Raw genomic sequence first — 15,573 nt, 5'->3', positions numbered from 1 at the left:
CCGATCGAACCCGAACGCGCGCGGAGTGGCCAGCGACCGAATGGATTGCTCGCCGCGGCTCTGGCGGCGTCGAAAAAACACTACATTTTAAGGTTAACACGTCAAATTGAGCCAAAGATTCGCACAATTTTTCCGACATGTTAATCCTCGTGGGAGCGTTGCACGAATCGTTGCGCCAACGACACAGCCTCCGCTTTACATCAACCAAAGGTTTGCTTTTTGCTCCAACCCATTGCGTTTTGTGGTATCCAATGCCAAGGCTGGCGATCGCGCACGCGTAAATTCGCCATCGGGTTGGCCAGACGCGATCCTGGCCGATCCGGTACGGTTCTGGATCGGGATGGGCTCTTCCATCGCTGTGGACGATGGCGGCAGGGAAAATATGTGGCTTAGAAGGTTCGGTGTTCTGTTGGCGACGGTTCTTTATACGAACGGAATCGCCTTCGGCCAGGACGCCGCTGCCGCGTCCGGCGGAGGCTTTGTCACATCTGGCTTTGACTGGCTGTCGCCCGCGCGCTTGGCCTGGTTCCCGGTGAACTTCAACTGGTCGGATTTGCCGATCCAGATTTTCGCGCGTGAATCGGGCGGCTATAACAGCAATATTTATAATTTATCCCAGTCCCAGCTGTCCCTTGGACGCTGCACTACCCTGCCGTTCTTCGGTTGCCTGCCGCCGGGCCAGCTCAGGGGCGACTACTTTGTGCGGACCAATCTCGGCGTCTCGAGCAAATTCTATATAGAAAATCAACAGTTCTTTTTCGATTTGACTCAAACCACGACCAATTATCACCACGACACCATCGACGATATTCACAATCATTCGTTCGACGGCGGCGTCAACTGGAAGTGGGGTTCTCATTGCGACGGAAAATTGATGGTCGTAAACGCGCTGACGCAAGCTCTGCAGGAGGAGCAGCTTGGCCCAGGCATAGATAATTTGACAACGCAATCGTTCAACGAAAGCGGCCAATGCCATTTTTATCAAAACATCGATGTCATTTTGAACGCCAATGCGCTTTCAACGCGTCATTCACAATTTCAGTCAATACCTTTGAACAATAATACAAATTCTTTTCAAAGCGGCTTGCAGTATCAATGGCCCTCTTTGGATAGCGTTCAAGCCCTTATAAAATATTCAAATACAAATTATACAAACAGGACGCCTTTAACAACCCTTATTACGGGAGCCCCTCAATTTGTGCATATGGCATATTATACTGTAGTCTACACCAACCAATCCTCTCAAATTTTTAATTTTTCCATCATGGGTGGAGTTTCGGAAAGTCTCGATTTGACGTCAGCGTCAGGCAACCGAACCAACGGACCATTGTCGCCGGTTTATTCGATCTCCCTGAGTTATCACCCGACGTCGAAATGGGCCCTGACGCTCAGTTCGAGTCGCACCGTCGCCGCGCCGACGTCGATCCTCACGACTTCGGCGACGCAGACCTCCACGGCGCAGGCGGCGAGCTTCAGTTATGCCTTGACGCCGAAAGTGAATTTGTCGGCGTCGCTCGGCATGTCGACGTCGACCGCCCCCGGAAGGACGGCGGGAGGAAACTTCGGCAACCTCTATTATGGACCCAGTAATGTCATGAACGTTACGCTCGGCGCCGCATACACCATAACGCCTTTCACTTCGCTGGTTTTGTCGTTGTACCAAACGAAGCGCCAATCCACGGGGACCAGCGCATTGAACGGCAGCGGCAACGTCAATTCCAGCATTGTGACGTTAGGTCTCGACTATCGGCCTCGATAGAGGCTAAACAAAAGAAGGAAACAGGCAGTGTCAGAAGGACGCCGCGAAATGCGAAACATAATCTTGCCATGGGTCGTTGCGCTGCTCTGCTGCCTTTGGAGTTCCGCGCCCGTCCTGGCTGACCGGGGCCGGGTCGTGACCACCAATGACGTGCTTCAGATTTCCGTGCTCTACCAGGCGGAACTCAACGTAACGACGCGCGTTGAGCCCGACGGAACGATTTCCCTTCCCTATGCGGGGCGGGTCCGGGCGGCCGGCCTCACAACCGGCGCCCTGAGCGAGAAAATAGCCAATATTCTCCTCCAGAAGGGATTGGTGAAGAATCCCAAGGTCTCGGTCGAACTGGCGACTTTCGGCCTGGAGGTCTCCGTGCTCGGAGCCGTCGGAACGCCGGGAACCTTTACGTTTGATCGTCCGTCCACGGTTCTCCAGGTTCTCGCCCGCGCGGGCGGGATCCGGGAAGAGGCCGGCGCCGGAACCATTGTCGTTCATAACGGCGGCAGGACCGTGAGAATGAATGCCCTCGATTTGTTCTCGGGTCGCTCCAGTTCGGGATTGATTCTCGAAAACAACGCCTCCATCTATGTCGAGCCGGGTTCGGTCTTCTATCTTTATGGTTACGTCAACAGGCCGGGACAATTTCCGATCAACCGGCCTCATTTGACGGTTCGTCAGGCGCTCGCGGTGGGCGGCGGCGTCGCGCCGCTCGGGTCGGATTGGTGGCGTTTGAAAATTCGCCGCATCAATAATGGGGTGATCGAAGAAATTTCCGCCGGTCTCGACGACCCGGTCCTTCCTAACGACACAATCATCGTCAATGAACGCATTTTCTAACACGAGGGCGTCGCTCCCATGTCACTCAATCTGGTTCTGAAAATCCTGCAGCGGCGAAGCTGGATTGTCGGCTTGACCTTCCTCGCGACCATGGCCGGCGCCCTGCTGCTGCTGCTGCTTATTCCTTCCCGTTACGATGCAACGGCGATGGCGAGCATCGATCCGGGCCAGGTCGATCCGGTCAGCGGCGTTGCCGGCGGGAGCGCGGCGAACAGCGTCATGATCATGCAGGGCAATCTCATCGCTTTGGCGAAGAGCAACCAGGTCGCGGTCTCAGTCGTGAAACGTCTGAACATGGCGTCCGATCCCGGGGCGCAGGCCAACTATGCCGGCTCGGCGGATTCAGGACTGATCGATATCCAGCAGTGGCTGGCCAATCAGCTCGGCGAACATGTCAAAGCGGAGTTCATGCTGGGATCGAACGTTCTCACCATCACTTACAAAGGCGCTTCCCCTCAACAGTCGGCCTCGCTGGCGAATGCCTTCATGTCCGCCTTCAACGACGCCGCGATCGCAGCGAAGGTCGCTGCGTCGACGAAAGCCTCGGACTGGTATGCGCCTCAGCTCGAAAACGTCCGCGACCGCCTCGCGGCGGCGCGTAATCGACTGGCGAAATTCCAGAGCGACAGCAAGACGCTCATTCCTACCGCCGGGGATACGGAAAACGAGCAGCTCATGGCCGCGACCACCGAATTGACCCAGGCCAAGGCCGGGCTGGTCGCGCTGCAGAACCAATATAGCGCGCCGGCTCCGACCACCGCCGCCGCGAGCGACCCCCAGTCGATCGACATTGTGACGATCAACAATCTTCATGCCAGCCTTTCCAACATCGAAGCCGATGTCGCCCGGCTGCAAGTCGACGTCGGCGTCAACAACCCAAAGCTGCTCGAGAAGCTCGCCCTGCGCGCGTCGCTGCAGAAACAAACCCAGCAGGCGATCGAAGATTACCGCCGCAAGCTCGCCGAGCGCATCGCCAACCAAACCGAACGCGTGGCGACGCTGCAAAAAGTCTACACAGATCGCTTGAACAATATGATCGGCGTCCAGGGGCAAAGGGAACAGCTGATTTCCTTGACCAGGGAAGTGGCGTTCCATCAGGATGAACTCGAGCGGTTGCAGCGGGCGGCGAGCCAGGCGCGGCTGCAAAGTCAACTTTCCTTCTCCAATATCGCCTTGATCGATCCTGCGGCGCCGCCGACCAGCATCGCCTTTCCCAAGCCGTTCATCATCGTCCCCCTGGCGGCGATATTGGGGCTCGGACTTGGCCTGTTGCTCGCTCTGATCGCGGAAGCGCTCGACCGCCGGCTGCGCGCGGCGGACGATCTTCCCTTCGCCACCAATGCGCCCCTGCTCGGCGTCATGATCGACATAAAACCCAAGAAGCCTTCGCGCTGGTCGAACCTGATCCGTCGGATTCGGCTGCCACGCTGGCGCGGTCCGCGTCCGCCCGCGTCCGGCGACGCTCTGGCGCGGTCGTGAACCGGGTGGATTGTTTCGACCTGAAATCTTTTGACAGCCGGTTTTCGGGAAAAGTCCATCTGAAACAAGATGATCCAGAAAAATTTCGGTTGGCGAGCCAACGAAATTTTGCTTAAGGTCGCTGTGGAAATGGATGACTGAGCGAACTGGAGCCGGCGGTCGTAGAGATCAACGGCTCGCATCCCCTTCCCGCGAGATCGATTTGAAAATCCTGGAGTTGGCTTGTCGGGAGTTGTGATGAACATTCGGAGCGTCAACATAATCGCCGCCATCGCCTTGATCCTGGGGGCCGCAGTGGCCGCCCAGGCGATGATCCCCCAGCGTAAGCTCGGGAAGGCGCCAACGCAGGAAGAGCTCGAGCGGATGATCCCGAAGAGCTTCGGACAATGGACTTACGAGCCGCAGGTCAGAATGGTCGAGCCGCCAGGCTCCGACACCCTGTCCAAACAGATCTACAATGCCGAACTGGCGCGAGGCTATCGAGATCCCGAGGGTCGTCTGGTCATGTTTCTCGTCGCCTATGGCGCCAGCCAGAGCGATCGGCTGCAGCTGCATCGCCCGGAAATCTGCTACGCGGCGCAGGGATTCCGGGTCGAGCGATTGACCACCGTAAACCTCGACCTGGGCGACGGTCTCCCCAATCTTCCGGTCAGACATCTTCTGGCGGAGCGCGAGAACCGGCAAGAGCCTATCACCTACTGGATGCGGATCGGGGACACGGTCGCAACCAACGCCGTGGAGCGGCAGGTCCTGAAAGTCGAATATGGATTGCGCGGATATATCTCGGACGGCGCGCTGGTTCGCCTTTCGACCGTCGGATTGCCCGAGGACCAGGCCTATGCACTGCAAACCCGTTTTCTGAAAGATTTCCTCCATTCGGTCGATAGCGAAACGCGGCGGTTCCTCATCGGGGATCCGGATCGGGCGCTGAGGGGCGGCTTCTGATCGTCGCCGCAGCCAGAAATTGTGGAGCCGCGATTGAATTCCTCCGGGAGCGCCTGCCGCCCTTCCCGGAATAGCTTTTTGGGCAAGAATCCGACATCAAGGCGTGATTTCATGCTGCAAACTTCGTCCCAATGGCAAGCCGGCGCGGAAAAAGCGCCGTCATCTTCAAAAGGTGACGACGCGTTCGTTTCCATCATCCTTCCCCACTATAACGACCTCGACAATCTGAAGGTCTGCATCGCTCTGCTGGAGAAGCAGAGCTTTCCGCGCGACCGGTTCGAAATCATCGTCGCGGAGAACAATTCGGCCTGCGGCATGGATGCCGTGATAGAAGCCTGCGGCCCCGGCGTCAGGGTGATCCACGCGGCCTTGCAGGGGGCCGCCGAGGCGCGCAACGCCGCCGTTCGCGAATCGCGCGGCGCCATTCTGGCGTTTATCGATTCCGATTGCCGCCCCGAAGCGGACTGGCTGCGTAACGGCGTCGCCGCCCTGGCCAAGGCGGATCTGGTCGGCGGCCGCGTCGATGTCGATGTCGCCGATCCGGCCCATCCGACGGCGGTTGAGGCTTTTGAAAAGATTTTCGCCTTCAACTACCGCCGCTATATCGAAAAGGAAGGCTACGCCGTGACCGCGAACATGTTCGCGCCGCGCGCCGTTTTCGACCGGGTCGGCGGTTTTCGCGCCGGTTACGCCGAGGATCTCGACTGGGGCAAGCGCGCCGGAAAGATGGGTTACAGCTGGGTGTGCGCCGCCGAAGCGGGCGTCAGCCATCCCGCGCGCCGCAACTGGAGCGAACTGACACGGAAATGGCGACGGCTGGCGAAGGAATCCTTCGTCGGCATGCAGGAGAAATCCGGCTGGCGGCTTCGCTGGATCGTGCGGACTCTGGCGCTGCCGGCGTCGGCCTTCGCCCATGTGCCGCAGGCGCTTGCCTATGACGGCGAAAAAGGCCTTCAGTTCAAATTGAAGGCGATCGCCATCCTGTTCGCCATCCGGTTCTGGCGCTTCCGCGAGGGTTTCCGCCTTCTGCTCGGGTGAAAGCCGCGTCATTGCACCGACGCGTGATTACAAGAGAACGTCATTATAAGGGAACGTCATTTTGCCCAACGCGGCCATACCTATCGTCATCGTCGGATTTCGCAATCCCTCGGACGTCGCCGCCTGCCTGCGCGCCCTGGCGAAAGCGCCGCGTGAACCGGAATTCTCGGTGTTCATTTGCGAAAACGGCGGCCGCGAGGCCTATGAAAAGCTGCTGGCCACGCTTTCCGCCGAGGATGTCCCCTGCCCTGGCGCCCCTGTGGCGCTCGACGGTCCCGGGGCTCCCTTCCTGCGGGCCTGCCGGCTCCAACTGGCGCAAACCATCGACGTCACAATTGGCGAGGCGCGGGAGAATCTCGGATACGCCGGCGGGATCAACGCCTGGATCCGCTTTTTGCTGCAACAGAACGGCTGGCCGGGGCTTTGGGTGCTCAATCCCGACACAGAGCCGACGCCCGCCGCCTTGGCCGAACTGGTCGATTACGCGCAAGAATATAGCAAGGGCATGGTCGGCAGCCGCATCATGTTCATGGACCGGCCCGATGTCGTCGGTTCGCGCGGCCTGAGCTGGAACTGCTGGCATGCGCGCACCACCGGCGTCGATATCTACGCTCCGGCGACGCCGGCGCCCGATCGACTGGATGTCGAGCGCCGGATCGACAGCCCCCATGGCGCTTCGTTCTATATCACCCGTCCGTGTCTCGAAAAAATTGGTCTGATGGACGAGCGTTACTTCCTTTATTTCGAGGATCTCGACTGGGGTCTGCACGCCAAGGCGACCCACGGCGTCGGCTACGCCTACCGATCGGTGGTTCCTCATGCCGGCGGCACCACCATCGGTTCGGCGAGCGGAAGGGCCTCCCGTTCCCAGCTGGCGGTCTATCTGGATTTTCGCAACCGCCTGCTGTTCGTGCGCAAGAACTACCCCGGCTGGTATTTCTGGACCGTCGCCATGGTCCTGGCGCGTTCGGCGGAGTTTCTGGCGGTTGGCTCCAAGCGCAATTTCCGCGCGGCGCTGTCGGGCTGGCGCGCGGGCGTGATCGGCGAAACCGGGCGTCCCGATCATTATCTGAACCGGCTGGCCAGCCAGGCTTCAGTGGCGCCCGATTGATCTTCAGCTCGCTCAGAAGTCGTTGACGATCGCGCCGACGATCGTGCACTGATGCTCCCGCAGCTTTTCGGACACCAGCTTCAAGTCCTTGAAACTCGCATGATTTTGGCGCCCGACGACGATGGCCGCGCCGACCCGGGAGGCGATGACATAGGCGTCGCTGTAATCCATCGCATTGGATGAATCATAGATCACGATGCCATAATCGACCGAAAATTTGGCGGTCAGGGCCATGAATTCGCCGCCGCACAACAGTTCTTGCGGATTCGGAGGAACGCCTCCGGCTGGGAGGACCGAAAGCCCGGGCAGAACATCCTTGGCGATCGCGGGATGGTCCATCCCCATGCCCAACAGGACGTCCGAAAGTCCCTCCCGATTGGGGTCCAGGCCGAACATGCCGGCGATTCGCGGGTCGCGAAGATTTGCATCGACCAGCAAGGTGTTCACCGCCATTTGCGCGAAAGCCACGGCGAGATTGCCGGCGACGAAACTGACGCCCTGGCCTTCGCGGGAGCCGATGATGACGAAAGACCTTACTCCCTGCGCGACGGCCGACGACACAATCGACGTTCTGATGGAACGAATGATTTCGGCGGCGGCGCCAAAAGGCTCATGACCGATGACAAGTTCGCGCGAAAGCTCCGGCAGACCGACATCGTCGCCAATGATCGGATAATTATACTGCCGGGAGAGAGCGGTCATCAGATTTTCGCGCTTCACGGCGCCGATGGCGACGGCGGCTTCGAGAAAGCTGACGCCATGCGCCTTGCCATAAGCTTCGATCTGACCGATCTGCTGGTCGGAGAGCTTGGCGAGCCGCACCAACTCCTGGGCGGCATTATCCAGCAAATGTCTCCCCCCGATTTCGGGGGGCTGCTGGGTATTGAGCACTTCCGCCATGAACCGAACTCCAAACCTTCCAGAATCGCGACCAATGTTATTTAAAACCCCCGGCGCGGCCGCCTCCCGGCCTGACGAGTCGCCGGAACCTTGCGAGGGACCTGTCTCGCATGGCGCGGGACCCGCGAACCGGCGACAAACTAGATCAGTTCCCGGTCAAAGTACACCGGTTCCGGGCCGCGCCGGCGCTGCCTCGCCAGCCTCGGGCAAGCCAGCGGATTAAAGGGTTCGCCCCGGCTTCGGGCGAAGGCACAAAAAAAAGGCCGATGGATCATCGGCCTTTTTCCGTATTTTGCGTTAAAGATCACGCGTCGGCGATGCGCGCCTTTTTATTGCGGCCAAGCCCGACAAAGCCCAGACCGGCAAAGCCCGCGACCAACATCGCCCAGGTCGAGATTTCCGGAACGGCGGCCGAGAATGCGGCGGTAAAGCCGACATTCGCGCCGGACAAGTTCTTTTCCTGGAAGACGACGTTGACGAAGTACAAGTCGCCGTTGTGAAGATCGGCGGCGAGCGACGGGGCGTTGAAGGTCACATTTTTGTTGCCATCGTATGTGGGTATCCACGCATACCAAACGCCGCCGACATAGGACGAGAACCGGGTGTGATCGTTAACACCGGTAGGGCCCGGCGAAGGGCTCGTGTCGATCTTGGCGCCGGCGAAGTCGACGAAGGAGACCGCGAAGTCTTCTGCGATATAGCCGGTCGTGGTGTTGAAAACCGAGGTGCCCTGGTAAAGTCCCGGGGCGCCCCAGGCCGAGAAGCCTGAGCCCGTATGATTCCAGAGCCAAGGGTTTCCCTGCGCGTCCACGCCCGAGTTAGGGCTGCCAGCGGAGGTGGAATAACCGTCGAATGTGATGATCGTGGTAGCTTGCGCCGGAGCGGCCACAGCCAACCCTGTGGCGAGCAAAGCGACGCCCGCGAGTAATCCGTATTTCATATTGACCCCCAGTCCCAATTTCAGCGCGGTTTGCCTACCAGAAGATAAACCATCGCCTTTAAAACCAAATTATCGATTACCTGGCCTTAGGTCAAGGCCGCCCGGGCATAATTGCCGCCAAACGCATCGCCGGCCCCGGCAACGTCCAGTAGAAAAATTCTAACATACTGAAAAACAATCGTTTTTTTCTACCTAAAAGGCCGCTACGTAAATTCCCTGAGCCGAAGCTTGATTGACTCGCGGCTCGAGCCGCAAAATTTGCCAGTTATACTTATAATTCAATATGTTACGGACGCTGTTCCGGCCGCGAGGCGATAAACGGCGACCGCGGAATGGACCCGCCGGAGCGGTGACAAACCATCGCCGTCGGGGCGGCGCCATCGAACGCCAGACCTTTTGCCGACGATAAACAGGCGCCGCCCTGTCTGGGTCGGCCCGGCCCCCGGCCGCTGGCGACGTCCGGAATCGGGCGGGCCGGACCGCGAGGGCCTCGTCGCCAAAATTTCCGCGGCCGGGCCAGCAAGCGCGCGAAAATCGGAAATCCTGGGATTTTTGCCTTTCGTCGGACTGGCGACACTTTGTGCAGGCGCAAAAAAAAGCGGCCCCTTTCGGCGCCGCCTTGCTATTTTTCCTCGTTCCCGCCTCAGCCGAAGAGGTTGGCGTCAGGCGACGCTGGCGACCGCGACCGAGGCGCCGATGATTTCCGCGCGCTCGGCCAACTGGACACGAACATAGACCGGGACCTGGCGGCGGCCTTTCGCCCGCGGATAGGGCAATTCCGTGATCGACTTGCCCTCGGGATAAAGCGCCTCGTGCTCGGCCCAATTGTCGAAGGCCAGCCGCTCGACATTGTCGACGAAGGTTTCCGCCGGAGTGTTTTCGGCGAGAATCAGCGAATGATCGTCGAGTTCGACATGATAATAGGTGAAGATCACGGGAACCGCCGTCTCGCGCAGGATCGACGCATCGTTGACCAGCGCGCCGGCGTTGATCAGCGCGCCATCGACGAGCAGGGCGTGATCGGGCGACACCAGCAGATCGCGAGCGGGCACGTTCTCGGCCAGCGCGCCGGCCATGATGCGAATCGGCAAGACGCGCAGCGGATCGGCGAATCGCGTCGAGACGGTCTGCCGTCCGAGCCAGGAGACCGGCTCGGCGCGCCCGTCGGCGGTCAGCACGAGATCGCCGCGCTTGAGCGTCTCGACCGCGACTTCGCCGCCGGGGGTGCGAATCATCGTGCCGGCCATGAAGCAGATGGTATCGGTCGTCTCCAGAGTCGTTCGTTCCGTAATACCCTTAAATCCGACACTCGTCGCGTTGTGATAAGAACCCATGTTGATGCGGTCGATGAGCGTCGAGCCGTCCTTTACGGTAACATAGGTATAGGCGGTGTCATCGCCGCCTGTATAGACGTTGCCGTTGACGTCCGTGTAGAAGAGTTGGTTGGTTGTGGCGGAGCCGCCGATCAGGATCCGATCGCTGCCGATCAAATTGATTTTGTAAAAATTCTGGATATTCCCGAAAAACGAGCCCAAGGGCGCGGCGGACAGATCCAGTGTCTCGACAGCAGTGAAGTCCGTCTGGAAGCTGACGGTCGGGGAGATGCCGCCGCTCGTCCCTACCAACCCCTTGAAGGCCAGGGTCGCCCCGCTTTCAATGCTGAAGTTGGTCGCCGAACCGGTCTGATCGACGCCTCCGTTGAAGGTGAGCGTATATGACAAGGGCGACACAAATTTTGCAGTAACGGTTCCGCCGCCGTTGAAACCCGATCCGGGTCCAGGAACTCCGGTTCCTGACCCGACCGTCACCGTGCCGGCGCCGGACAGGAAGCTTCCGCCGCCGAGATTGACACCATATGTATCGGTCAACGACGCCGTCCCGCCATCGAGCTTGACGGTTCCGCCGGTCACCACTTGCTTCGCGGTAATGGTCAGGGCGCCGGTGTTGCCGAGTCCCAGCGTCTGATTGCCGTCATGCAGGTCGATCGCGGCGGCTTGATTCGCGATGCCGAAAATTTCGAGATCGCTGGCGACGCTGGCGTCGACCCCGAGCACGATATGGTTTTGAATGAGGTTGGTCGTCGAGACGTTCAGAACGCCGCCGCTCGCGGTGAGCGCGCCGCCGGTGCCGCTCCCGGTAGAGATGATGCTGTCGGAGTAGAGGGTTCCGTGGCCCGAAATCGTGGCCCCCGACTCCAACCTCAACGTGGCTCTGGTGATATTGACCGAGCCGCCGGCGAGCGTGAGCAAGCCACTGGACAGATAGAAATCGGGCGTCCCGCTGGCGCTGTCGACCCTCAGCGTGTTGGAGCCGAGAGCCAGCACATCCCCGGCGCCTCTCAGCAGCGTCGTCGACCAGCCGCCGAGATTGATGGTCAGCGTCTGGTTCGTGCCGCTCATCGACAGCGTATTGTTCGTACCGGCGATCAGCGCGTTTGAAGCGGGATTCCGAAATGCGGTGATATTAATGGTCAGCGAATTGTTCGTACCGCTGAAATCGAGCGTTTCGCTTGAGCCGGACAGCGTCAGCCACCCGATGGTCGCCGACGACGGGTCGTAGGTTATGGTTCCGGGCCCGACGCTGCCGATCGTGACAATGTCGCTCGTGCCGCTCTGTCCAGGATAGCTGGGGCGCAACGGAGTCCAGTTGCCGGGGACGGTCCAGTTGCCGCTTCCGCCGCCCCATGTATATGTATTCGCCGCCATCGCCGCTCTCCACCCAATCGCTGAAATCGAAAATTTTCAGTGCCGGCCAAGCCGGACCGAGAATCTATTTTTGAGTCTAGCCATTGCATCGCCCCGGGTTCAACCGAGGCGGCGCGTATTGAGATGAATTAACGAAAAAATGATACGAATTGCAAAATCAGCGCGCGTTAGGCTCTGGTCGACCGCCGGCGGTCAGGCGGGATGCGAATGGACGACGATGTAGGCGTAAACGGCGGCCGCGACGAACAGAGCGCCGGCCAGGAACGCATGGTCGGCATTGCCGAGCTGGTTGCCGACGGCGACGGCGACGCCGGAAACCAGCAGCCGGCTGACGGTTGCCGGTTGCCGGTCCGTCAAAAAGACAAATGCCGCAACGCCGCAAAAAAATAACGCAACGGAAACGATGTCGAAGATCGAATTCATGGCTTTTCACCCAAAATCACGAAGCGCCGCCATCGACGGCGCTGTCGCGCCACGGCGGGCGACAGAACGACCGCACAATAACCGGCAAAAGGCTCTTGACGAGTCCGTGTCTTCGCTTATCCCAAAAATAGTCGTATAGAAAGAAGAAGAGGTAAATTTGAGACTCGAAAACGGTGGGGCGCCGACCCCAAACGCAGGCCAACCATGACCGATTGGCGCCATGACCGATTGGCGCCATGACCGATTGGCGCCATGACCGACATAACTCCCAAGCCTACGAGGTCCGAATTGACAACCGATGCAAGCTCCCATCCCGAGGGTGGCGCGTCCAAGGATGATGGCAAGGGGCCTTTCTCGTTTCGACTGCCCGTCACCTATCGTGGAATCCCATTGTTTGCGGCTGGCGCCGATATTCTTATTGTCATCGTCGCCGCCTTGATTTCCGGCTCCCTGTTTCATTTCACCGATTCTGAGACGGAAAGCGAGGTTTCGCGCAACATGGCGGGGGCGGTGTTTGTCGCCGTACTGTTTGTCGGGTCGATGTGGGCCCGCAAACTCTACGAGCCGCCGCGCCTGATCGAGTTCGGCGACCAGGTGCGCGGCCTTTTAGGCACCTGGTGCGGCGCCTTCCTGCTGCTGGCGAGCGGCGTCTTCACCTGGGGAGTCGGCAAGGAGCTTTCACGCGAAACGATCTGGTCGTTCTGGGCGATTGGCGGGGCGGCCTTGCTGGTGCATCGGCAATTGTGGCGGATTTATCTGCCCAGGGCGCTGGCCAACGGCGCAATCAAGGGACGCAAGGCCGTCATCATTGTCTGGGACGAGCCACAGTCGGGAAAATCTTCCAATCTTCTCCTCCGGCACGGTTATCTTGTCTTCAAGATTTTTCAGCTCGGCCCGAGCGCCGAGGATAGCGCCGCTACGCTTGAGGAAGTCATTGCTTTCGTGCGCGGCCAGGATATCGACGATATTTTCCTGGCGCCTCGCGCCGGCAGCATTGTCGATCTCGTGGCCGCGGCTACTGCGCTGCGCGCGCTGCCGATTTCCGTCACCATGCTTCCCGACCCCGTGCTGGCGGACCTTGTTTCCAATCCGCGCTACGAACTCGGCTCTTCCATCGCGCTGGAAATCCAGCGCCAACCCCTTGGTCTCGGCGAAAGGGCGGCAAAACGGGCCTTCGACATTGTCGTGGCTGCCACTGCTTTGGTGCTGCTGGCGCCCCTGCTCGGCTTGGTCGCCCTGGCGATCAAGCTCGATTCGCCCGGCCCGGTGTTTTTCCGCCAGACACGAAGCGGATTTAACGGTCGGCCCTTCAAGATTTTCAAGTTCCGCTCGATGACCGTCGCCGAAGATGGGGAAAAGGTCGGTCAGGCCACCAAGAACGACAAACGCGTCACCCGGCTCGGCGGCTTCCTGCGAAAGTCCAGCCTCGACGAATTGCCTCAATTATTCAATGTTTTGCGCGGAGAAATGTCGGTCGTCGGGCCGCGCCCTCACGCCATGGCGCATGACAAGGAATTTGCCGAATACGCTTACAATTACGTCTTCCGTCATCATGTCAAGGCCGGGATGACGGGCTGGGCGCAGGTCCATGGCGCGCGGGGAGAAACCGACACGGTAGAGAAAATTCAGCGTCGCGTGGACCTCGATCTCTGGTACGTCAAGCACTGGAGCCTGGCGCTCGATTTTTCGATCCTGTTCCGCACCGTCATTGTCGTTCTGCACGGCAAGAACGCCTATTGACCTTGGATGCTCATGAGGCGATGCGAACCGAAATAAGGCCCCTCTGCCATAATTCTTAAAACGCTGCTGAAAACACCGTTGGACGCACGCGCCAGCGCATCGGGGATTTTTGTTCCCATTGTCCGCAGCCACAAGAAGCCATTATTGTTTCGATGACTTCCTTCGCCTCCGGTTGGACGGAACGCGATGAATTGGCCTTTTCATCCGTACGTTGCATGGAAACGCAGCATCCGTCCAAGGGCGCTCAACGGGAACGTCGGCGTGACGGGCGCGCGAACCGCCGCACGGAGCGCCGTTGCGCCGAGGGGAATCGAGGCGGGCGAAAAAAATCCGGGCGCCTGAACTGGGCGCCCGGAGAGAAAGCGGCGGATCGCGAAAATCCAGCGCCGAGTCAGGCGTGGTAGAATTTGATCCCCGTTTGCGCGGCCCCGCTGGCGGTTAGGCTTGTCAGCGAAACCCCGTCAAGGGTCAGGCTGGAGCCGTTGCCGGCGGTGAACACCGTATTGGCGCCAATCTGCTGCCCGTGCGCCAGCAGCGTCGGCCAGTTGGCGAAATCCGCGGTCGAAAGATAAATCTTGTCCGGGGCGGCGGCGCCCTGGTATTTCGCGAAATCGGTTATTTCGACCGACCCGAAATTCGAGGTAAACAGGAACGTATCGCCTGAACCTCCGCCCGTGACCGTCAGTTTTGGCTGACCGGGGCCGCTTGAGAGCGCGGCGCCGCCAATGCAGAAGGTGAGATTCGAGCCATGCCCGGTCGCGGCCGTTCCGGAAACGTCGATCGTATCGAGGATATAGGGCGAATTGATCTTGGCGAGAACGGCCGCGTCGGCCGCCGCATTGGCTGCCGAAAGCTTCAGAACGTCGGGCGACCCCGCAGTGGAATCGCACAGCGTGACCGACGCGATCGAGCCGGCGTCCTTCGCCAGCGTGGCGATCTGCGCCAGAACATTCGCGCCGGTGTCCTTTACGGCGGAACCGGCGGCGCATTTGTCCAGAACGATCTGGTCCGCCACAAAAGTCGCCGAAGTGACCAAGATCGGGCCGTTGGTCGAGGTCACCGCACTGATATGGCCGGCATCGCTTTTGAGCGCGCCGATCTGCGCCATGATATAGGCGCCCGTGTCGACAACGGCGAAGCCGCCGGTGGTTTTGTCCAGGATGGTCTGGTTCGCCGCAAAAGTCGCGGCAGAGACCCCAAGGACCCCGCTGGTCGAGTTGAGCGCATTGATATGGCTGGCATCGCTAGTGAGCGCGCCGATCCGCGCCAGAATATTCGCGCCGGTGTCGCTGACGACGAAGCCGCCGACGACTTTATCCAAAATGGTCCGGTCCGCCAGGAAAGTGGCGACATTGACCGCGATCGGGCCGCTGGTCGAGGTCACCGCATTGATATGGCCGGCATCGCTATTGAGCGCGCCGATCTGCGCCAGAAGATTCACGCCGGCGTCCACCACCGAAAAACCGCCGACGAATTTGTCCAGAATGGTCCGGTCCTTCACAAGAGTGGCGGCATTGACCGCGACCGGGCCGCTGGTTGAGGTCACCGCATTGATATGGCCGGCATGGCTATTCAACACGTCAACCTGCGCCAGAAGATTCGCGCCGGCGTCCACGACCGAAAAACCGCCCGCGAATTTGTCCAGAATGGTCTGGTTCGCCGCAAAAGTCGCGGCGTTGACCACGACTGCGCCGCTGGT

12 protein-coding genes are annotated in these 15,573 nt (G+C 59.9%); 8 read left to right on the top strand and 4 right to left on the bottom strand.

Annotated features, from left to right (window positions below):
- Positions 1 to 232 precede the first annotated feature (232 nt).
- The 6 genes from QZY01_RS19930 (at position 233) to QZY01_RS19905 (ending at position 7,166) form a co-directional block, all read left to right on the top strand.
- Complete coding sequence (locus QZY01_RS19930; RefSeq protein ID WP_294540678.1) at positions 233 to 1,759, top strand: hypothetical protein; 1,527 nt, start codon at positions 233 to 235, stop codon at positions 1,757 to 1,759.
- A 48-nt stretch (positions 1,760 to 1,807) separates the two neighbouring features.
- Complete coding sequence (locus QZY01_RS19925) at positions 1,808 to 2,593, top strand: polysaccharide biosynthesis/export family protein (protein WP_294540676.1); 786 nt, start codon at positions 1,808 to 1,810, stop codon at positions 2,591 to 2,593.
- A gap of 18 nt (positions 2,594 to 2,611) precedes the next feature.
- On the top strand, positions 2,612 to 4,072 hold the full coding sequence (locus tag QZY01_RS19920) for a GNVR domain-containing protein (RefSeq protein WP_294540674.1): 1,461 nt from the start codon (positions 2,612 to 2,614) through the stop codon (positions 4,070 to 4,072).
- Between the two features lie 237 nt (positions 4,073 to 4,309).
- Positions 4,310 to 5,017 carry an exosortase-associated protein EpsI, V-type gene (gene epsI / locus QZY01_RS19915; protein WP_294540672.1) on the top strand — a complete coding sequence of 236 codons (708 nt, stop codon included), beginning with the start codon at positions 4,310 to 4,312 and terminating at the stop codon, positions 5,015 to 5,017.
- A 111-nt stretch (positions 5,018 to 5,128) separates the two neighbouring features.
- Positions 5,129 to 6,055: a glycosyltransferase gene (locus QZY01_RS19910; RefSeq protein ID WP_294540671.1), complete on the top strand. Its 927-nt coding sequence runs from the start codon at positions 5,129 to 5,131 to the stop codon at positions 6,053 to 6,055.
- 61 nt (positions 6,056 to 6,116) lie between these two features.
- The gene (locus tag QZY01_RS19905) at positions 6,117 to 7,166 is read left to right on the top strand and encodes a glycosyltransferase family 2 protein (protein ID WP_294540669.1); all 1,050 of its coding nucleotides are present in this window, start codon (positions 6,117 to 6,119) and stop codon (positions 7,164 to 7,166) included.
- A gap of 12 nt (positions 7,167 to 7,178) precedes the next feature.
- Here the strand turns inward: QZY01_RS19905 and QZY01_RS19900 are convergent, their stop codons facing one another.
- From QZY01_RS19900 to QZY01_RS19890, 3 genes are all read right to left on the bottom strand, one after another.
- Complete coding sequence (locus QZY01_RS19900; protein ID WP_294540667.1) at positions 7,179 to 8,066, bottom strand: hypothetical protein; 888 nt, start codon at positions 8,064 to 8,066, stop codon at positions 7,179 to 7,181.
- A gap of 304 nt (positions 8,067 to 8,370) precedes the next feature.
- Complete coding sequence (locus QZY01_RS19895; RefSeq protein ID WP_294540665.1) at positions 8,371 to 9,024, bottom strand: hypothetical protein; 654 nt, start codon at positions 9,022 to 9,024, stop codon at positions 8,371 to 8,373.
- A 644-nt stretch (positions 9,025 to 9,668) separates the two neighbouring features.
- Entirely contained in the window at positions 9,669 to 11,711 is a 2,043-nt protein-coding gene (locus tag QZY01_RS19890) for a Hint domain-containing protein (RefSeq protein ID WP_294540663.1), read from the bottom strand.
- Between the two features lie 207 nt (positions 11,712 to 11,918).
- On the opposite strand from QZY01_RS19890, the gene QZY01_RS19885 reads away from it, so the two are divergent.
- Positions 11,919 to 12,101, top strand: coding sequence for a hypothetical protein (locus QZY01_RS19885; RefSeq protein ID WP_294540661.1), 183 nt, complete (start codon positions 11,919 to 11,921; stop codon positions 12,099 to 12,101).
- A gap of 423 nt (positions 12,102 to 12,524) precedes the next feature.
- The gene (locus QZY01_RS19880; protein ID WP_294540660.1) at positions 12,525 to 13,874 is read left to right on the top strand and encodes an undecaprenyl-phosphate glucose phosphotransferase; all 1,350 of its coding nucleotides are present in this window, start codon (positions 12,525 to 12,527) and stop codon (positions 13,872 to 13,874) included.
- A 391-nt stretch (positions 13,875 to 14,265) separates the two neighbouring features.
- On the opposite strand, the gene QZY01_RS19875 is transcribed toward QZY01_RS19880, so the two are convergent.
- A partial coding sequence (locus QZY01_RS19875; protein ID WP_294540658.1) for a hypothetical protein occupies positions 14,266 to 15,573 on the bottom strand: 1,308 nt, incomplete at its 5' end.

The organism is uncultured Rhodoblastus sp., assembly GCF_903903185.1.
In the GTDB taxonomy this organism is placed as follows: domain Bacteria; phylum Pseudomonadota; class Alphaproteobacteria; order Rhizobiales; family Beijerinckiaceae; genus Rhodoblastus.
The sequence above is the reverse complement of the archived record's forward strand: the minus strand, read 5'-3'. Positions and strand labels throughout refer to the sequence as shown.

Coding starts and splice junctions, on each gene's coding strand:
- QZY01_RS19925 (WP_294540676.1), top strand. CDS start 1,808: ATGCGAAACATAATCTTGCCATGGGTCGTTGCGCTGCTCTGCTGCCTT.
- QZY01_RS19920 (WP_294540674.1), top strand. CDS start 2,612: ATGTCACTCAATCTGGTTCTGAAAATCCTGCAGCGGCGAAGCTGGATT.
- epsI (WP_294540672.1), top strand. CDS start 4,310: ATGAACATTCGGAGCGTCAACATAATCGCCGCCATCGCCTTGATCCTG.
- QZY01_RS19910 (WP_294540671.1), top strand. CDS start 5,129: ATGCTGCAAACTTCGTCCCAATGGCAAGCCGGCGCGGAAAAAGCGCCG.
- QZY01_RS19900 (WP_294540667.1), bottom strand. CDS start 8,066: ATGGCGGAAGTGCTCAATACCCAGCAGCCCCCCGAAATCGGGGGGAGA.
- QZY01_RS19890 (WP_294540663.1), bottom strand. CDS start 11,711: ATGGCGGCGAATACATATACATGGGGCGGCGGAAGCGGCAACTGGACC.
- QZY01_RS19885 (WP_294540661.1), top strand. CDS start 11,919: ATGGACGACGATGTAGGCGTAAACGGCGGCCGCGACGAACAGAGCGCC.